This is a genomic window from Streptomyces sp. NPDC087844, assembly GCF_044742785.1.
Classification (GTDB): domain Bacteria; phylum Actinomycetota; class Actinomycetes; order Streptomycetales; family Streptomycetaceae; genus Streptomyces.
The window spans coordinates 641,215-659,743 of record NZ_JBIUVD010000002.1; the positions used below are offsets into that span (position 1 = coordinate 641,215).

Annotated in this window: 17 protein-coding genes and 2 tRNA genes; 10 read left to right on the top strand and 9 right to left on the bottom strand. The window is 69.6% G+C overall.

The window, feature by feature from the left end; translation table 11 throughout:
- Positions 1-40: 40 nt before the first annotated feature.
- A complete protein-coding gene (locus ACIOKD_RS06440; RefSeq protein WP_402078969.1) occupies positions 41-598 on the bottom strand; it encodes a PPA1309 family protein in 558 nt (185 codons plus the stop codon).
- 137 nt (positions 599-735) lie between these two features.
- Here ACIOKD_RS06440 and ACIOKD_RS06445 point away from each other — a divergent pair, with 137 nt between their 5' ends.
- The 4 genes from ACIOKD_RS06445 to ACIOKD_RS06460 all read left to right on the top strand — a co-directional run bounded on the left by ACIOKD_RS06445 (position 736) and on the right by ACIOKD_RS06460 (position 6,214).
- Entirely contained in the window at positions 736-3,711 is a 2,976-nt protein-coding gene (locus ACIOKD_RS06445) for a UPF0182 family protein (protein ID WP_402079244.1), read from the top strand.
- Between the two features lie 74 nt (positions 3,712-3,785).
- A tRNA-Met gene (locus ACIOKD_RS06450) sits at positions 3,786-3,859 on the top strand.
- A 240-nt stretch (positions 3,860-4,099) separates the two neighbouring features.
- Positions 4,100-5,905 carry a sel1 repeat family protein gene (locus ACIOKD_RS06455; RefSeq protein WP_402078972.1) on the top strand — a complete coding sequence of 602 codons (1,806 nt, stop codon included), beginning with the start codon at positions 4,100-4,102 and terminating at the stop codon, positions 5,903-5,905.
- Positions 5,906-6,140: 235 nt separating this feature from the next.
- Positions 6,141-6,214, top strand: a tRNA-Met gene (locus tag ACIOKD_RS06460).
- Between the two features lie 84 nt (positions 6,215-6,298).
- Here the strand turns inward: ACIOKD_RS06460 and ACIOKD_RS06465 are convergent.
- Positions 6,299-6,715 (bottom strand): Fur family transcriptional regulator, encoded by a 417-nt coding sequence (locus ACIOKD_RS06465; protein WP_402078976.1) that lies wholly within the window; start codon positions 6,713-6,715, stop codon positions 6,299-6,301.
- Positions 6,716-6,853: 138 nt separating this feature from the next.
- Between ACIOKD_RS06465 and ACIOKD_RS06470 the strand changes: the two genes are divergently transcribed.
- A complete protein-coding gene (locus tag ACIOKD_RS06470; protein ID WP_402078979.1) occupies positions 6,854-8,323 on the top strand; it encodes a catalase in 1,470 nt (489 codons plus the stop codon).
- A 151-nt stretch (positions 8,324-8,474) separates the two neighbouring features.
- On the opposite strand, the gene ACIOKD_RS06475 is transcribed toward ACIOKD_RS06470, so the two are convergent.
- Together ACIOKD_RS06475 and hisN are read right to left on the bottom strand one after the other, a co-directional pair.
- Positions 8,475-8,867, bottom strand: a complete 393-nt coding sequence (locus tag ACIOKD_RS06475) for a cyclic nucleotide-binding/CBS domain-containing protein (protein WP_402078982.1) — start codon at positions 8,865-8,867, stop codon at positions 8,475-8,477.
- Positions 8,868-9,084: 217 nt separating this feature from the next.
- Positions 9,085-9,885, bottom strand: coding sequence for a histidinol-phosphatase (gene hisN / locus ACIOKD_RS06480; protein ID WP_402078984.1), 801 nt, complete (start codon positions 9,883-9,885; stop codon positions 9,085-9,087).
- Between the two features lie 397 nt (positions 9,886-10,282).
- On the opposite strand from hisN, the gene ACIOKD_RS06485 reads away from it, so the two are divergent.
- Positions 10,283-10,894, top strand: coding sequence for a TetR/AcrR family transcriptional regulator (locus ACIOKD_RS06485; RefSeq protein ID WP_402078986.1), 612 nt, complete (start codon positions 10,283-10,285; stop codon positions 10,892-10,894).
- Positions 10,895-10,944: 50 nt separating this feature from the next.
- Here the strand turns inward: ACIOKD_RS06485 and ACIOKD_RS06490 are convergent, their stop codons facing one another.
- The 4 genes from ACIOKD_RS06490 to ACIOKD_RS06505 all read right to left on the bottom strand — a co-directional run bounded on the left by ACIOKD_RS06490 (position 10,945) and on the right by ACIOKD_RS06505 (position 14,728).
- Positions 10,945-11,268 (bottom strand): DMT family transporter, encoded by a 324-nt coding sequence (locus tag ACIOKD_RS06490; RefSeq protein ID WP_402079246.1) that lies wholly within the window; start codon positions 11,266-11,268, stop codon positions 10,945-10,947.
- A 194-nt stretch (positions 11,269-11,462) separates the two neighbouring features.
- On the bottom strand, positions 11,463-12,473 hold the full coding sequence (gene rsgA / locus ACIOKD_RS06495; protein WP_402078990.1) for a ribosome small subunit-dependent GTPase A: 1,011 nt from the start codon (positions 12,471-12,473) through the stop codon (positions 11,463-11,465).
- A gap of 16 nt (positions 12,474-12,489) precedes the next feature.
- Entirely contained in the window at positions 12,490-13,806 is a 1,317-nt protein-coding gene (gene aroA, locus ACIOKD_RS06500) for a 3-phosphoshikimate 1-carboxyvinyltransferase (protein ID WP_402078993.1), read from the bottom strand.
- A 199-nt stretch (positions 13,807-14,005) separates the two neighbouring features.
- A complete protein-coding gene (locus ACIOKD_RS06505; RefSeq protein WP_402078996.1) occupies positions 14,006-14,728 on the bottom strand; it encodes a M50 family metallopeptidase in 723 nt (240 codons plus the stop codon).
- 320 nt (positions 14,729-15,048) lie between these two features.
- Between ACIOKD_RS06505 and ACIOKD_RS06510 the strand changes: the two genes are divergently transcribed.
- The 4 genes from ACIOKD_RS06510 (at position 15,049) to rsrA (ending at position 17,861) form a co-directional block, all read left to right on the top strand.
- Positions 15,049-15,864 (top strand): SOS response-associated peptidase, encoded by an 816-nt coding sequence (locus ACIOKD_RS06510; protein ID WP_402079249.1) that lies wholly within the window; start codon positions 15,049-15,051, stop codon positions 15,862-15,864.
- Between the two features lie 10 nt (positions 15,865-15,874).
- Positions 15,875-16,588 (top strand): alpha/beta family hydrolase, encoded by a 714-nt coding sequence (locus ACIOKD_RS06515; protein WP_402079252.1) that lies wholly within the window; start codon positions 15,875-15,877, stop codon positions 16,586-16,588.
- 278 nt (positions 16,589-16,866) lie between these two features.
- The gene (gene sigR, locus ACIOKD_RS06520; protein WP_402078999.1) at positions 16,867-17,547 is read left to right on the top strand and encodes an RNA polymerase sigma factor SigR; all 681 of its coding nucleotides are present in this window, start codon (positions 16,867-16,869) and stop codon (positions 17,545-17,547) included.
- Positions 17,544-17,861, top strand: coding sequence for a mycothiol system anti-sigma-R factor (gene rsrA, locus ACIOKD_RS06525; RefSeq protein WP_267027178.1), 318 nt, complete (start codon positions 17,544-17,546; stop codon positions 17,859-17,861). The genes sigR and rsrA overlap by 4 nt, the downstream gene beginning before the upstream one ends.
- Before the next feature lie 237 nt (positions 17,862-18,098).
- Here the strand turns inward: rsrA and ACIOKD_RS06530 are convergent, their stop codons facing one another.
- Complete coding sequence (locus ACIOKD_RS06530) at positions 18,099-18,464, bottom strand: hypothetical protein (protein ID WP_402079002.1); 366 nt, start codon at positions 18,462-18,464, stop codon at positions 18,099-18,101.
- Between the last annotated feature and the right edge of the window lie 65 nt (positions 18,465-18,529).

The window sequence follows — 18,529 nt, forward strand, 5'->3', positions numbered from 1 at the left end:
CAACGGGTCGGGGCGCCACGGCAGGTCGCGTACGCCCGGACTACTCCGCGAACGTCGCCGTGAGCGCGTCGGCCAGCCCCGGTACCAGGTCGGAGCCGGTGAGCACGTCGTTCGCCGAGTCCTTCTCGCGCAACCGCAGCGCCGAATCACGCTTGCCGCCCCGCAGCACCGCGACGGTCATCCGGACCTCCTGGCGCTCCGGGTGCTCGGCGACCCACTTCGTCAGCCGCTTCTCGTCGAGACCGTCCGGTACGGACGCCTCGGCGGACGGCGGCAGCATCAGCCGCTCCACGGACAGCGCGCAGCCGACCACGGAGTCCGGCCAGGCGATGGTGCCGAGAAACTCGTCCAGCGGGCTGCCCGCGGGAATTTCCTCCTGCTCGATAGGGGTGAGGGTGCCGTCGGGCACGTCTTCGGTCAGACCCAGCCGCTCGGCGAGTCCGGGTTCCTGAGAACGCAGTCGGCCGGTGTCGACCAGGGCGAAGAGCCGGGCGGGCTGGTCCCAGCCGAGTCCCGCGACGTACTCGTCGATTTCGAGTGCGGCGCGGGTGAGCGGACCGGCCGCCATGGGGGTGCCTGAGGAGGCGGTGTTGGACATGGTCACAATCCTGCCTCGTTCGGCCCCGGAACCGGGAACCGAGTAAAGCATTAGTAAGTTGCATAGATGTGGCCCTGCGTTTGCGGGGTCCCAAGATTCCAACAGCGAACTTCGAGGTGCGCACCTTGGCTTTCCAGATGCCGGACCGCGGCGGAGGCCCGACAGGGCCGCGGATGAGAGTGGGCCGACCGTCCCGGCGCGTCCGGACCCTGCTCATGACACTGGGCGTACTGGCCGTGCTGGCCATGGCCTTCGTCATGTTCGCGGGGTTCTGGACGGACTGGCTCTGGTACCGGTCGGTGAAGTACTCGTCGGTCTTCACGACCACGCTGTGGACCAAGATCGGTCTGTTCTTCGTCTTCGGACTGCTGATGGCCGTGGCCGTCGGCGTGAACATCTGGCTGGCCCACCGTCTGAGGCCGCCGCTCAGCGCCATGTCGATGGAGCAGCAGAGCCTCGACCGGTACCGGATGAGCGTGGCCCCGTACAAGATGTGGATCCTTCTCGGGATCACCTCGCTGGTCGGGCTGATCGCGGGAGCCTCCGCGGCCGGCCAGTGGCGTACGTGGCTCATGTGGGTGAACGGAGTGCCCTTCCACCAGAAGGACCCCCAGTTCCATCTCGACGTGTCCTTCTACGCCTTCGACCTGCCCTGGTACCGCTTCATGCTGGGCTTCGGCTTCGCCGCCGCGATCCTCTCCCTGATCGCCGCGGCGCTGACGCACTACCTGTACGGCGGACTGCGCGTCACCAGCCCCGGAGCACGCGCCACGGCAGCGGCCACCGGCCACCTGTCGGTGTTGCTGGGCATCTTCGTCGCACTGAAGGCGGTGGCGTACTGGCTCGACCGGTACGGCCTCGCGGTGAAGTCCAGTGACTTCAAGGCGACCGGCAACTGGACGGGCCTGAGGTACGTCGACGCCAACGCGTATCTGCCGGCCAAGACGATTCTGTTCTGCATCGCGGTCATCTGCGCCTTGCTGTTCTTCGCCACCCTGTGGCGGCGCACCTGGCAGCTGCCCGTCATCGGCTTCGGCCTGATGGTGCTCTCGGCGATCCTCATCGGCGGTCTGTACCCGGCGATCGTGCAGAAGTTCCAGGTCCAGCCGAACGAGCAGGCCAAGGAAGCGCCGTACGTCGAGAAGAACCTCAAGGCGACCCGCGACGCGTACGGCATCACGGGCACCGAGGTCACCGAGTACGCGGGCACGAGCACGACCAAGGACAAGACCAAGCTGCGCGACGACGCCGACGGCGCCGCGAGCATCAGGCTCCTGGACCCGAACGTCGTCTCGCCCACGTTCCAGCAGCTCCAGCAGGTCCGTAACTACTACGCGTTCCCGTCGAACCTGGACGTCGACCGCTACAGCAAGGACGGCAAGGACCAGGACACCGTCATCGGTCTGCGCGAGCTGAACCTGCAGGGCATCCCGAAGAGCAACTGGATCAACAACCACTTCCGTTACACGCACGGCTTCGGAGTGGTCGCGGCCAAGGGCACCAACGCCGACGCCGAGGGGCGCCCGGAGTTCACCGAGTACGACCTGCCGTCCAAGGGCGACCTCGGCGAGTACCAGCAGCGGATCTACTACGGCGAGAAGACCAGCCAGTACTCGATCGTCGGCGGTCCGCAGAAGGAGATCGACTACTCCGACGACACCGGTGAGAAGACGACTAGCTACAAGGGCAAGAGCGGCGTCAACCTCTCGAACCCGGTCAACCGGGCGGCGTACGCGGTGGCGTTCAGCGAGCCGCAGATCCTCTACTCCGGCGCGATCGGTGAGGGCTCGCGGATTCTCTACAACCGCACGCCCAAGGAGCGCGTCGAGGCGGTGGCCCCCTGGCTGACCATCGACGGCGACGCCTATCCCGCGGTCGTCGGCGACAAGATCGAGTGGATCGTCGACGCGTACACGACGACGAACGGCTACCCGTACGCCTCGCGCACCACGCTCGGTGACACGACGGCCGACTCGTTGACCGCCGCCAACAACCAGCGGGCGGTGGTGGCCCAGCAGAACCAGGTCAACTACATCCGCAACTCGGTGAAGGCGACCGTCGACGCGTACACCGGCAAGGTCACGCTCTATGAGTGGGACACCAAGGACCCGGTCCTGAAGACCTGGAAGAAGGCCTTCCCCGGGACGGTGAAGCCGAAGGGCGACATCCCGCAGAACCTCATGGACCATCTGCGGTACCCGCAGGACCTGTTCAAGGTCCAGCGCGAGCTGCTGACCCGCTACCACGTGAAGGACGCCGAGACGTTCCTCAGCGGCAGCGAGGTGTGGCAGGTGCCGGACGACCCGACCAACAAGTCGGGCAACGCGGTACCGCCGTACTACCTCAGCATGAAGATGCCGGGCGAGCAGTCGCAGGCGTTCTCCCTGACGACGACGCTCACTCCGAACGGCCGCGACAACCTGAGCGCCTTCATGTCGGTCAACGCCGAAGCCGGCACGAGTGACTACGGCAAGATCAACATCCTCAAACTGCCCACCGGCAGAACGGTCGACGGACCGAAACGGGTGCAGAGCCAGTTCAACTCCGAGCCATCCATCGCCGAGTCCATCAGGCTCCTCAGAGGTGGTGACTCGGAAGTCGAGTACGGCAACCTGCTGACGGTGCCGCTCGACGGCGGACTGCTCTACGTGGAGCCCGTCTACGTACGCGGTGGCGGACTGAAGTACCCGCTGCTGCGGAAGGTACTGGTGACGTACGGAGGCGCGACGGCCTTCGAGGACACGCTGGGGCAGGCGCTCGACAAGATCTTCGGAGCGGAGGGTTCGACCGTCGAACCGCCGGACGAGGACGAGACGAATCCGCCGCCGACATCCAGTGATCCGACGGTCCAGAAAGCGCTCGACGACGCCCAGAAGGCCTTCGACCAAGGCCAGGAAGCCCTCAAGAAGGGCGACTGGGAGGCGTACGGAACAGCGCAGAAGGACCTGGAGGACGCGCTTGAGCGGGCCGAGGACGCACAGGCCGCGGCCGACAAGAAGGCGGACGGCGGCGACAAGGCCGGCGACTCCGGTGACAAGAACGACAAGAACACCGAGGAGAGCGGCAAGCCCAGCAGCAGTCCGAGCAGCAGCAAGAGCCCGGACAGTGGCTGAGCAGACCGGACAGTAGCTGAGCAGAGCTGAGTCAAGGGCTCCCTCCGCGCCGTGGTACGGTTGCAACACAACGGCGCGGGGTGGAGCAGCTCGGTAGCTCGCTGGGCTCATAACCCAGAGGTCGCAGGTTCAAATCCTGTCCCCGCTACTGATGTTGAAGGACCCGGATCCTCACAGGATCCGGGTCCTTCTGCGTGTGCGGACCGTCAGCCGAGTGAGCGAAGACGCCCCTCGTTCATCAGTGCTGCCGCGGTGAAGGTCGTGCCGGACGGAGGGAGTTGGGCGAACTGTGTTTCACTTGTCTCTCTGTGGGCATGTCGACAAAACGCTGAAGTGACCTCACTGGTCGCGGTATACCAGGTGTACCCAGGTTGCAGGTGGTGCGACGATGGACGTTATGGGGGACAAGGCAACTCTGTTGGATACAGGGCGGTTTGTGCAGCCTTCCGACCGGGACGAGACCGGTGAGGCTGTGGAGGAGGCTCGTCGACGGCTCGTCGTGAAAGAGGACGATGCCGAGGCGATGAGTGTTCTCGGAGCCATGCTGCTCCGCCGTGGTGATCTCGACGGAGCCGAGCCGCAGCTGCGTGCTGCCACCGCGGCCGGTGACCGGGCCGCCGCCAACAACCTCGGTGTCCTCCTGCACCAGCGCGGATACGCGGAGGAGGCCGCCGGATGGTGGCGGATCGCCGCCGTCGCCGGCTCCGCGGCCGCCGCGCACGCGCTGGGCCGCCACCACCGTGAGCGCGGTGACGAGCCCGCCGCCGAGTACTGGCTGCGCCAGTCCGCCGAGCAGGGCCACTCGCTGGGGGCGTACGCGCTCGCCGATCTCCTGGAGCACCGCGGTGACCCCCGCGCCGAGGACTGGATGCGTGCCGCCGCCGAGCGAGGGCACCGCGAGGCGGCCTACCGGCTCGCGCGGGCCCTCGACCGCACCACCGCGCAGGCGGGCGACACCGACACCAGCAGCGCCGGCTCCGAGATCGTCGGCGAGGCGGCCGAGCAGTGGTACAGGCAGGCCGCCGCGCGCGGCCACCGCCGGGCAGCGCTGCACCTCGGGGCGATCCTGGAGAGGCGCGGGGAGCTCAAGGAGGCGGGGCGCTGGTATCTGACCTCCGCCAAGGACGGCGAGGCGCGGGCCGCCTGCGCGCTGGGGTTCCTGCTGCGGGACGCGGGCGACACCGAGAGCGCGGCCGTGTGGTGGCTGCGCGCCGCCCAGGACGGCGACGGGAACGCGGCCAACGCCCTGGGCGCGCTGCACGCCGAGCGGGGTGAGACGCAGACCGCCGAGCGGTGGTACCGGGCCGCGATGGACGCGGGCGATGTGAACGGCGCGTACAACCTCGGGCTGCTCTGCGCCGAGCAGTCGCGGACCGCCCAGGCCGAACAGTGGTACCGGCGGGCGGCGTACGCGGGACACCGCGAGGCGGCCAACGCCCTGGCCATTCTGCTGCTGCAGGTCGGAGACGCCGCCGGGGCCGAGCCGTGGTTCTCCAAGGCCGCGGATGCCGGCAGCGTGGACGCCGCCTTCAACCTCGGCATCCTGCACGCGGGGCGCGGGGCGGACGCGACGGCGCTGCGCTGGTACGAGCGGGCCGCTGCCGCCGGGCACGCCGAGGCCGCGCTCCAGGTCGGCATCGCCCGGCTCCGGGACGGCGACGAGTCGGCTGCCGAGCGGCATCTTAGGTGCGCCGCGGGAGGCGGCAGCGCGGAGGGGGCCTACCGGCTGGCGACCGTGCTCGACGCGCGGCGCCCGCCCGCGCCCGAACATGAGCTGGGCGAGCCGGCCACCGAGAAGAGCGAGTGCGAGGAGTGGTACGAGCGGGCCGCTTCCCAGGGGCATCGGCGGGCCCAGGTGCGGGTGGGGATGCTGGCGTCCGCGCGCGGGGACGTCGTGGAGGCCGCCCGGTGGTACCGGGAGGCGGCGGAGGCGGGGTCGCGGAACGGGGCGTTCAATCTGGGGCTGCTGCTGGCGCGGGAGGGGAGTGAGCCGGAGGCCGCGCTGTGGTGGGCTCGTGCCGCCGACGCGGGGCATGGGCGGGCGGCGTTGCGGCTCGCCCTTGTCTACGCGCGTCGTGGGGAGTTGGCCGAGGGGCAGCGGTGGGCTGATCGGGCGGTGTCTCTTGGGCCGGGGGAGGTTTCTGAGCGGGCTGCTCGGTTGCGGGATGCTTTGCGGCAGGAGTTGTCTGCGTGACCCCTCCGGGGGGTGGGTGAGGGTGGCGAGGGTGGCGGGGGCGGGGTTTTCGCCCCCGCCGCCCTTACCCTTCCCGTCACTGCATGGGGGCTGCGCCCCCTTGCCCCCCTGTCGCGCTTCGCGCTCGTCCTCAAACGCCGGACGGGCTGAGAGGGCAGTCGACGGGCTGAGAGGGGGGCGGTGGGTTTAGTGATTTGCGCTGGTCGGGCGGGGTCGCGTACTGTTCAGTCATCGCCGCGGGGTGGAGCAGCTCGGTAGCTCGCTGGGCTCATAACCCAGAGGTCGCAGGTTCAAATCCTGTCCCCGCTACTGAAGACCGAAGGCCCGGAACCAGATCACTGGTTCCGGGCCTTCGGTCTTTTGGTGGGCCGGGCCGCCCAGAGGGCGGAGTCTTCAGGCTGCCGCGCAGTTCGGGCAGAGGCCGCGGTACGTCACCTCTACGTTCGCGACGGTGTAACCGAAGCGCTCGGAGTCGGGGAGGTCCGCCAGCGGGTTGCCGTCCGGGTGCACGTCCTTGATCGCGCCGCACTGGGCACAGACCAGGTGGTGGTGCGGCCGGTGGGCGTTCGGGTCGTACCGCTTGGCGCGCTTGTCCGTGGCGACTTCCAGCACCTCGCCGAGTGAGACCAGCTCACCCAGGGTGTTGTAGACGGTCGCCCGGGAGATCTCCGGGAGCCGCACCACGGCGCGTGCGTGTACCTCGTCGGCCGTCAGGTGGACGTGATCCCCGTTCAGGACCTCGGCCACGACGCGCCGCTGCGCGGTCATGCGCCAGCCGCGTCCGCGCAGTCGTTCCAACAGGTCGCTCATGCGCACAGCTTAACAGCTTGCTGGACCAGAACCCGAACAAGTGTGACTTTGGAGCTCAGCTTGACTTAGACAATGTCTATTGTAGGATCGAGCTCGGCTCTGGCCAAAGGTCAAGCCGAGAGACAGGACTCGCAAGGAATGACGCAGGAGGCGCACGTGACGCAGGGACCGCTTACGACGGAGGCCGGCGCGCCGGTGGCCGACAACCAGAACAGCGAGACCGCGGGCATCGGCGGCCCGGTCCTCGTCCAGGATCAGCTCCTGCTGGAGAAGCTCGCCCACTTCAACCGCGAGCGCATCCCGGAGCGTGTCGTGCACGCCCGTGGCGCCGGTGCCTACGGCACGTTCACCCTCACCGCCGATGTCTCCCGGTACACGCGCGCCGCGTTCCTCTCCGAGGTCGGCAAGCAGACCGAGACCTTCCTGCGCTTCTCCACCGTGGCCGGCAACCTCGGCTCGGCCGACGCCGTCCGTGACCCGCGCGGCTGGGCGCTGAAGTTCTACACCGAGGAGGGCAACTACGACCTCGTCGGCAACAACACCCCGGTGTTCTTCGTCAAGGACGCCATCAAGTTCCCCGACTTCATCCACACGCAGAAGCGCGACCCGTACACGGGCTCGCAGGAAGCCGACAACGTGTGGGACTTCTGGGGGCTGTCGCCCGAGTCCACCCACCAGGTGACCTGGCTCTTCGGTGACCGCGGCATCCCGGCCTCGTACCGTCACATGAACGGGTACGGCTCGCACACCTACCAGTGGAACAACGAGGCCGGCGAGGTCTTCTGGGTCAAGTACCACTTCAAGACCGACCAGGGCATCAAGAACCTGACGACCGAGGAAGCGGTGAAGGTCTCGGGTCTCGACCCCGACTCGCACCAGCGTGATCTGCGGGAGTCGATCGAGCGCGGCGAATTCCCGTCCTGGACCGTGCAGGTGCAGATCATGCCGGCGGCCGACGCGACCACCTATCGCTTCAACCCGTTCGACCTCACCAAGGTGTGGCCGCACGAGGACTACCCGCCGATCGAGATCGGGAAGCTGGAGCTCAACCGCAACCCGCAGAACGTCTTCGCCGAGGTCGAGCAGAGCGTCTTCAGTCCCGCGCACTTCGTGCCGGGCATCGGACCCTCGCCCGACAAGATGCTCCAGGGCCGCCTCTTCGCGTACGGCGACGCCCACCGCTACCGCGTCGGCGTCAACGCCGACCACCTGCCGGTGAACCGTCCGCACGCCACCGAGGCGCGTACCAACTCCCGTGACGGCTTCCTGTACGACGGCCGTCACCAGGGTGCGAAGAACTACGAGCCGAACAGCTTCGGCGGGCCCGTCCAGACGGACCGGCCGCTGTGGCAGCCCCTCCCCGTCACCGGTGTCACCGGCAACGGCGAGGCGCCCGTCCACGCCGAGGACAACGACTTCGTGCAGGCGGGCAATCTCTACCGTCTGATGTCCGAGGCCGAGCGGGAGCGGTTGATCGACAACCTGGCGGGCTTCATCGCCCAGGTCTCGCGCGACGACATCGCCGCGCGCGCGATCGACAACTTCCGTCAGGCAGACGAAGACTTCGGCAAGCGGCTGGAAGCCGCGGTCCAGGTCCTGCGCGGCTGACACCAGCACTGGATCGCTTGCCGTAGAGAGCGGGCCGGATTCCCTCGTACCGGGGAGCCGGCCCGCTCACCTGTGTGCCGCCACACCTCCAGGGTCCGCCGGGCCCCATTCCGTATCGGGCCCCATTCCGTAGAGGAGTGCCGAGGTTCTCTCAGGCCGGGGCGGGCTGACGGAGTGGTGCCCAGCAGCGGATGATGTCGCGGACCGAGACGATACCGACCGGCTCGTCGCGGTCGAGGACGATGAGATGACGGAAGCCGCCGTGGGCCATCGCCCGTGCGGCCTCTTCCAGTGTCCAGGTCGGGGCCGCGAACACCACGTCGGTGGTCGTGTGGGCGTGCGCCCGCTCGGTGTCCGGGTTCTGGCCCAGGCCGACGGAGTTGAGGATGTCGCGCTCGGTGAGGATGCCGATCCCGATGCCGTCGGGGTCGAGGACCACGGCCGCGCCGATGCTGCGCGCGGCCATCAGGGTGGAGGCCTTCCGGAGAGTGTGGGCGGGGCCGATGGTGAGGACCACCGTGCTCATGGCGTCACGGACGAGCATGGACGGAGCCACCTCCTACGAATCCGTTCGTTAACGAATTCACAAGTTCACAAGTGGGGGGCTCTCAGAGTCGCAGTTAAAGGGAGGGTCAACAAGAGGGCGTGCGCGGCCGGTTCGGGGCGCGTGTCCGGTCGCCCGTGCCCCGGACGATCCCACGCGCCTCACGAGCGCCGGTCGGCCGGTGGCGCCGACGACCGACGTCGGCTGGTGACGTCGGTCAGTAGCGCTGGTTCAAGTACCCCAGCAGCTCGTCGTGGAGGATGCCGTTCGAGGCCGCCGCGTTGCCGCTGTGGGGGCCCGGGCGGCCGTCGAGGCCGGTGAAGGTGCCGCCCGCCTCGGTCACCACGATCGCGGTGGCCGCCATGTCCCAGAGTGACAGTTCGGGTTCGGCGCAGATGTCGACCGAGCCCTCGGCGACCATCATGTACGGCCAGAAGTCGCCGTACGCGCGCGTGCGCCACACCTCGCGGGACAGGTCCAGGAAGCCGTCCAGCAGGCTGCGCTCCTCCCAGCCGCCGAGTGAGGAGTACGCGAACGAGGCGTCCTTCATCCGCGAGACCTGGGAGACCTTCAGGCGGGACGCGGAGGACAGACTGCGGCCGGTGAAGGCGCCGTGGCCCTTCGACGCCCACCAGCGACGGGCGAGCGCGGGTGCGGAGACCACGCCGACGACCGGCTGGTAGCCCCCCTCGCCCGCCTCCATCAGTGCGATCAGTGTGGCCCAGACGGGCACTCCGCGTACGTAGTTCTTGGTGCCGTCGATCGGGTCGATCACCCAGCGGCGGGGGCCTGTGCCCTCGACCCCGTACTCCTCGCCCAGGATCGCGTCCCGTGGCCGTGCCCGTCCGAGATGGCCGCGGATCAGTTCCTCGGCGGCTTTGTCGGCCTCGCTCACCGGGGTCATGTCCGGCTTGGTCTCGACCTTGAGGTCGAGCGCCTTGAACCGGTCCATCGTCGCGGCGTCGGCGGCGTCCGCCAGGACATGGGCGAGGCGCAGGTCATCGCGATAGTCGGGCATGACCGAACGGTACCGCTCCGCGGGGGGCGGCCACAGGGCCGGGGTTGTGGAGAGGCTGCGGGGCGGTTGTGGCCGAGCGCGCCCACGCGGCGGAGCCGCATATCGATACAGCCCCGCGCCCCTGAGGGGGAAAGGCTGGGGCGCAGCCCCGCCTTTCAGGGGCGCGGGGAACGGCGCGGCCGACCCCAACGGCCCGCACCCTCCAACGGCCAGGGCCCTTCCACGGCCCGGGCCTGCCCTGCCCTGCGGCCCGGCCGGCCCGCCCTCAGACGCGCCCAAGGGCGCACACCCCCGCTTCCGCGGACGTCGCACGCCCCATAGCCCGTGCGAAGTCTTGACAGTGCCCCCGCGCGCGTCAACTCTGATGCGCAGAGCCGATCGCCCCAGGGAGGCGACGATGCCTGCAGCGCGGGAATCCCTACTGGACGCCGCCTACACGGCGCTCGGACGCCGTCCGTGGTCCGCCGTGCGGATGGTCGATGTCGCCGCCGTGGCCGGGGTCTCCCGGCAGACCCTCTACAACGAGTTCGGGAGCAAGGAAGGCCTCGCCCGCGCGCTCGTACGGCGGGAGGCGGACGCCTATCTCGCCGGGGTGGAGCGGGCTCTGGTGAGCCGGCCCGAGCCCCGGGAACGGCTGGCCGCCGCGGCGGAGTGGACGGCGTCCGCGGCGCGGGGGAACGTGCTGGTGCGCGCGATGCTGACGGGATGCTGGGGAGAGCGGCTGCCCTCTCCGACCCTGTCCGCCGTGCCGTCGTCCTCGGCCGTGCCCGCCCAGCGCCGGGCCGACGGGCCGTTGCCCTCGCCCGGCGACTTCGTGGCGTTGGTACGGGACCGGGCCGTCGCCTCGCTCGCCGCGCGCGGCGGGTCGAAGACGGAGGCGGCGGAGCTGGCCCGGGCCTGTGAACTCGCGGTGCGGCTGGGGGTGTCGTGTGTGCTGGCCCCGGCGGGCGAGGGAGGCACGGCGGGGCTGGTCCGCAACGCGCTCGCCACGGTGCGGTCCGTGGTCTGAGGTGCCCGCGCGGCCGGGCGAGGCCGGGAGGGGGACGGGAAGGAGTCGGCTCAGTGGGACGAGCCGGACAGCTGCAGGCCGATGACTCCTATGATCACGAACGAGATCGAGACGATCTTCAGCGTGGACACCAGGTCGTCGAGGAAGATCATGCCGTAGATGGCGGTGCCGGCCGCGCCGATGCCCGTCCACACCGCGTAGGCGGGGCCCACGTCGAGCTTCTTCAGGGACAGGGTGAGGAGCCCGAAGCTGCCCAGCGCGAAGACGCAGAAGGCGATCGTCGGCCAGAGCCTCGTGAAGCCGTGCGAGAGCTTGAGACAGACGGCGAAACCCGTCTCCAGGCACCCCGCGACGACGACCAGCAGCCACGCCATGTGATGCCCTCCCATGCTCCGTGACCGCTTGGTACTCGCTCTGTTACGCGCTTCGGCTCGCTCGGGTCCGGTCGTCCCAGCTGAATCCGGCTTGGTGCGATTATGCCTTTACCGTTGCGACAGGGATGCAAACAACACAGAGGTCACGCAGGGATCAGCCCCGATCAGCCCCGATCGGTAGCGCACGGCCGCGATCAGTCGCCCTCGCGCCGCTCCCTGGTCGAGAGCAGCCGGCGCAGCGAGTAGAGGCGGGCCGGGTCCGCGTGCCCCTCGGCGACCCAGGCGTCCAGCGCGCAGTCCGGCTCGTCGTGGCCGCACGCGCGCGGGCAGCCCTCCGTGCCGGGCTCCAGGTCGGGAAACGCCTTGATGACCTGCGAGGGGTCCACATGGTGCAGCCCGAAGGACCGCACGCCCGGCGTGTCCACGAGCCAGCCCTCGTCGCCCGGCAGGGGGACCGCGCGCGCCGAGGTCGTGGTGTGCCTGCCGCGTCCGGTGACCGCGTTGACGACACCCGTGGAGCGCCGCCGCTCCGTCGACACGAGCGCGTTGACCAGCGTCGTCTTGCCCACGCCCGAGTGCCCGACGAACGCCGTGATCTTGCCGTCCAGCTGCTTGCGTACGCGGTCGACGGCCTCGCCGCTCTCCAGCTCCTCCCGGCTCGTCACGACGTACGGGACCCCCAGTGCCCCGTACAGCTTGAGGAGTTCGTCGGGGGACGCCAGGTCCGACTTGGTGAGGACGAGGAGCGGGTCGAGGCCGCCCGCGTACGCCGCGACCAGGCAGCGGTCGATCAGGCGGGGGCGGGGCTCCGGGTCGGCGAGGGCCGTGACGATGGCCATCTGGTCGGCGTTGGCGACCACCACCCGCTCGTACGGATCGTCGTCGTCGGCCGTGCGGCGCAGGACCGAGGTCCGCGGCTCGATGCGGACGATCCGGGCGAGGGTGTCCTTCTTGCCGGTCAGATCACCGACGATGGCCACCCGGTCGCCGACGACCGCCGCCTTGCGGCCCAGCTCGCGTGCCTTCATGGCGAAGATCACGCGGTCGTCCACGAGGCAGGTCAGCCGGCCGCGGTCGACGGTGAGGACCATGCCCTCGGCCGCGTCCGCGTGCTTGGGCCGGATGTTCGTCCGGGGGCGGTTGCCCTTGCGGTTCGGACGCGAGGGGATGTCGTCCTCGTCGGTGTGCTTGCTGTAACGGCGCATGATCCCGGTCCGCCCGTCAGTTCCCGAGCATTCCGGTCCACAGAGCGGGAAAGTCCGGCAGGGTCTTCGCCGTCGTCGCCACGTTCTCGATCTGCACGCCCTCCACCGCCAGGCCGATGATCGCGCCAGCGGTCGCCATGCGGTGGTCGTCGTAGGTGTGGAAGACCCCGCCGTGCAGCGGGCGCGGGCGGATGTGGAGGCCGTCGGCGGTCTCGGTGACATCGCCGCCGAGTTCGTTGATCTCCTTGGTGAGGGCGGCCAGCCGGTCCGTCTCGTGCAGCCGCAGATGGGCCACGCCGCTGAGGGTCGAGGGGGAGTCGGCCAGCGCCGCGACCGCCGCGATGCCCGGGGTCAGTTCGCCGACCTCGCCGAGGTCCACGTCGATGCCGTGGATCGAGCCGGAACCGGTGAACTCAAGGCCCCGTTCGGTCAGTTCGCAGGAACCGCCCATCTCGGTGAAGATCTCGCGCAGCCTGTCGCCCGGCTGGGTGGTGCGGGCCGGCCAGTCGGGGATGACGACGGTGCCGCCGGTGACCAGTGCGGCGGCCAGGAACGGCTGGGCGTTCGACAGGTCGGGCTCGACCGTCAGGTCTCGGCCCAGGAGTGCGCCCGGCGTGACCCGCCAGACGTTCGGCTCGCCGCCCGACTCCGGGGTGTCCACCTGGGCGCCGATCGAGCGCAGCATGTCGACGGTCATCCGGATGTGCGGCATGGACGGCAGCGTCGAGCCGGTGTGCCGTACCTCCACGCCCTGGTTGAAGCGCGGGCCCGACAGCAACAGCGCCGACACGAACTGCGAGGACGAGGACGCGTCGATCTCCACGGGGCCGCCCTCCAGCGCCCCGCCGCCCTGCACGGTCAGCGGCAGCGCGCCCCGGTTGTCGTCGTCGATACGGGCCCCGAGGGCGCGCAGTCCGTCGATCACGCCGTGCAACGGTCGCTCGTACGAACGGGGGTCGCCGTCGAAGCGGATGGGGCCGTCGGCGAGTGCGGCGACCGGCGGCAGGAAGCGCATCACGGTGCCGGCGTTGCCCACGTCGACGGTGGTCGGGCCGTGCAGGCCCGAGGGGATGACACGCCATGCCTCGCCGGAACCGTCGGGGCCCACGCCCTCCTCGATCCCGACGCCCATCGCCCGCAGGGCGCCGGCCATCAGGAGAGTGTCGCGGGAACGCAGCGGGCGGCGGAGCCAGCCGGGCTCGGCCGCGAGTGCCGCGAGGACGAGCGCGCGGTTGGTGACCGACTTGGACCCGGGCACGTGGACCGTCGCGTCGACGGCTCCGCTCGCGTGCGGGGCGGGCCAGAGGGCGGTGAGTGCGGGATTAACGGGCATGCCCTCACTTTAGTGGGGGTTCGCTCTGCTGGGTTTGGCCGGGAAGTGGGTGCGGTGGGCTTCCGCCGGCTTGGTGGGGACTGCCGTCGGCTGGTTGTCGGGTGCGGGTGTGCTGTGGCTGGTCGCGCAGTTCCCCGCGCCCCTCGTGGGGCTGCGCCCCACTGGGTGCTGCGCCGCCGCGCCCAGCCCTGAAGGGCGCCTACAGCGCCAGCAGCCATTTGCCGCCGGCCAGCAGCGAGCAGAGGGAGACCGCGTGGAACAGGAAGAGCCACAGGCCCGCCGGTATGCGCGTCAGGCGAGACAGTTGGTCCGCGTCCGAGTCGCCCGCTCCGCCCCGCATGCGCTTGGCCTGGAGTTCGAAGGCCGGGCGCACTCCGCCGAGCAGCAGGAACCAGACGACGGCGTACGCGAACGCCGCCTGGACCTGGGGACCGGCCAGCCAGGACACCACCACGAAGGTGCCGCCGGTGACGAGGACCGTGAGGGCGCCGTAGGCGTTGCGGATCATCACCAGCATGGCCAGGAGCAGCAGGGTGGCCAGCCAGAGCAGGGCGGTGATGTGACCGGCCGCCAGCAGCGCGGCGCCGCCCAGACCGAGCAGCGGGGGAGCCGTGTAGCCCGAGGCCGCGGTGAGGATCATGCCGAGGCCGGTCGGCTTGCCGCGGCTGACGGTGAGGCCGCTGGTGTCGGAGTGCAGCCGGATGCCGCTGAGGCTGCGGCCCGTGAGCAGCGCGACCAGACCGTGGCCGCCCTCGTGGGCGATGGTGATGGCGTTGCGCGAGAGCCGCCACACCGGGCGCGGCACGATCACGGCCAGCGCGGCCGCGATCGTGGCGACGACGACCCAGGTGTCGGGGTCGGGCTGGCTCCCGAAGACCTCGTCCCAGAGGGTCGCCATCGAGGTGGCTGCGGTGCTGTCCATTGGTGGCTCGGGCTCCCTTGGGACGCTGGCGGCAGGGGGTTTGCGCGTGGGCCAGGCAGTCTGACATGTATGAGCGGACGGTATGTGGGACGCGGACGGGACGGGGATCGTTCCGGACGGCGAAGGCACAGGTCGCAGCGGTGATCACAGTGGTAAGGACCTGAAATGGTCCGGGACACCTGCTCTACCCTTGGCTGCTGTGCGCGGGCCCGGAGGCACCTGTGAACCGCTCCGGAACAGGGCGGGGCCCGGAAGCGGTCGAGACGGTGACTGCGACGATGCAGGTTTACGATCGCGTCAGGTCGGAGGGGTGGTTCCAGATGTGCGGACGGTACGCGGCCAGTCGTGGCCCTGAAGACCTCGCAGGAGTCTTCGAGATCGAGAAGTGGGAGCCAAAGGAGGCTCTGGACCCCGATTTCAACGTGGCGCCGACCAAGGAGGTCTACGCGGTCCTGGACCGTCCCCTCAGGGATGCCGAGGACCCCGTGCCGGTTCGCCAGTTGCGCCGCCTCAAGTGGGGCCTGATCCCCTCCTGGTCGAAGACGCCCGAGGGCGGCGCCCGGATGATCAACGCCCGTGCCGAGACGGTCCACGAGAAGCCCTCGTTCCGACGCGCCTTCACCTCCCGGCGCTGCGTCATCCCGGCCGACGGCTACTACGAGTGGGTGACCGGCACCGGCGAGCGCGACCTGGAGGTGGAGGGCAAGAAGAAGCGGCCCCGCAAGCAGCCCTACTTCGTGCTCCCCGCCGACGGCTCCGTCTTCGCGATGGCCGGGCTGTACGAGTTCTGGCGGGACAGGACGCTGCCCGACGACCATCCCCGTGCCTGGTGGGCGACGTGCTCGGTCATCACCACGGAGGCGGAGACCTCACCGCTCGCGGTCGGCCCCGAGGAGGGCCCGCGCTCCCTCGCCGACATCCATCCGCGTATGCCGCTCATGCTCACCCCGGACCGCTGGGACGCCTGGCTCGACCCCTCCCGTACGGACGTCGAGGACCTGCGCTCCCTGCTCGCGCCGCCGCCGGAGGGGTTGATGCGGGCTTATCCCGTCTCCACGGCGGTGAGCAACGTCCGCAACAACGGCCCGGAGCTGCTGAAGGAGCTGGAAGGGCCCGAGGAGGGCACACTCTTCTGACGTGACGCATGTGACAGAGGTCATCGAGACGGACGCGGGCGCGGCCCGGATCACCTGGCACCAGGCCGAGAAGGCCGAGAAGGCCGAGAAGGGCGAGAAGGCCGAGAAGGCCGAGAAGGGCGACAAAGCCGACAAGACCGACAAGGCGGTACGGCTGGTGCTGGCCGTCAGCCATGGCGCCGGTGGCGGGATCGAGGCGCGCGACCTCCGCGCACTCTCCGCCGCGCTGCCCGCGCACGGAGTCACCGTGGCCCTCGTCGAACAGCCCTGGAGGGTGGCGGGCAAGAAACTCGCGCCCGCGCCCAAGACGCTGGACGTGGGCTGGCGGGGCCTGTGGCCGGCGCTCGCCGCGCCGGGGCTTCCCGTCGTCGCGGGCGGCCGCAGCGCCGGAGCCCGCGTCGCCTGCCGCACGGCCACCGAGCTGGGCGCCCACGCCGTCCTCGCGCTCAGCTTCCCCCTGCACCCACCGGGCAGGCCGGAGAAGTCCCGCGCCGGCGAACTGCTCGGAGCCGGGGTGCCCACTCTCGTCGTACAGGGCGGCAACGACCCGTTCGGACGGCCCGAGGAGTTCCCGGAGCAGACCCTGCCGGGTTCGTACGAGCTTGTCGAGGTGCCGTACGGCGATCACGGCTTCGCCGTCCCGAAGCGTGCCCCGGTCGGCCAGGAGCAGGCGTTGACGGTCATCACGGACAGCGTCCTGAAGTGGCTTTCGTCACTCCCGTGACCCCGGGAATGTTGCGCCCCGGACCACTGTTGTGCGGATCAGACAGCACGGAAGGTGTGCTGGGAGACGTCGTACGAGAGGAAGTCCGCCGCATGGGTTCGACCATCTGCCCGAGCCGTGGCAGCAGCACAGACCTGGAGTGGTCGGTGCTGCACGCGGCGAAGACCGCCCCTGTTCGGGTGGCGGGCGGACCGGATCGGCAAGCCGCCGCGACCGTTGGTCGTCTATTCTCCGATTCAGGTGGGACCGGTTTCGGCTCCGCCCAGACTCTGGAGGAGGTGGGTCCGGTCACAGGGACCGACGCAGGGACCGAAAACGGCCAGGCGGAGCAGCCCGAGGACACGGGCAGCAGCGAGTCGACCGCTGAGCGCAATGTGCGCTTCGAGCGGGACGCGCTGGAGTTCCTCGACCAGATGTACTCGGCCGCGCTGCGCATGACGCGGAACCCGGCCGACGCCGAGGACCTGGTGCAGGAGACGTACGCCAAGGCGTACGCGTCCTTCCACCAGTTCCGTGAGGGCACCAACCTCAAGGCGTGGCTGTACAGGATCCTCACCAACACCTTCATCAACTCGTACCGCAAGAAGCAGCGCGAGCCCCAGCGGTCCGCCGCCGAGGAGATCGAGGACTGGCAGCTGGCGCGTGCCGAGTCGCACATGTCGACCGGTCTGCGTTCCGCCGAGTCGCAGGCGCTCGACCACCTGCCCGACTCGGACGTCAAGTCGGCGCTGCAGGCGATCCCCGAGGAATTCCGCATCGCCGTCTATCTCGCGGACGTCGAGGGCTTTGCGTACAAGGAGATCGCGGACATCATGGGGACACCCATCGGTACGGTGATGTCCCGCCTGCACAGGGGCCGCCGTCAGTTGCGCGGCATGCTGGAGGACTACGCCAAGGATCGCGGCCTGGTCCCGGCGGGCGCCGGAGAGTCGGACGCAACGAAAGGCTCGGGCTCATGAGCTGCGGAGAGCCGCACGAGACGGACTGCAGTGAAGTACTCGATCATCTCTACGAGTTCCTCGACCACGAGATGCCCGACGCCGACTGCACCAAGTTCGAGGTGCACTTCGAGGAGTGCTCACCGTGCCTTGAGAAGTACGGACTTGAGCAGGCCGTGAAGAAGCTCGTCAAGCGGTGCTGCGGTCAGGACGACGTGCCGACCGATCTGCGGGCGAAGGTCATGGGCCGCATCGAGCTGATCCGCTCCGGGCAGGCGGTGCCCGAGCACGAGGTCACGACCGCGGACGCCCGCGGCGCCGCCGCCGAGGGCTGAGAGCCGAGGGCTGAGGGCTGAGGGCTGAGAAGAGCCTCGCTCGAAGCACGGGAACCCCGCGCTTTCGAAGTCTTCGAGCTCCGAGAGCCGCGAGAACCCCGAAGCTGCAGAGCCCCGAGGCTTCGAGGCTTCGAAAATTCGAGCCCGTGAGGGCGCCCAGATGCCGGACCGGTTCAGCCGGTCCGGCATCTGGGCGTTACGGGTGGTACGGGTGTGGCGGGCGCGGCGCGCGTGGCGTCAGATCTCCAGTGCCGCTTCGATCCTCTTCAGGCTGTGCCGGGCCAGGGCCAGGTTGCTGCGGGCACGGTCGAGAGCGAGGTACAGGAAGAGTGTGCCGCCGCTGGCGGTGAGCGGGCGTATCAGGTGGTACTGCTTGCCCAGCGTGATCAGGATGTCCTCGATGGTGTCGTCCATGGCCAGCGAGGAGAGCGTTCGCATCTTCGCGCGCACCACCTCGGTGTTGCCCGCCGACGCGAGTTCCAGATCGAGCGTCGGTCCGCCGCCGAGCGTGCCGAGCGCCATGCCGCTCTCGTAGTCGACGAGGGAGACGCCGATGGCACCTTCCACGGACATGGCTTCCTTGAGCGCGGTCTCGATGTTCATGCTGCTGCCCCAATGCCTCGGTGACGCTGTCCGGTCGCTGCCTGTACAACTACGATCGAACACAA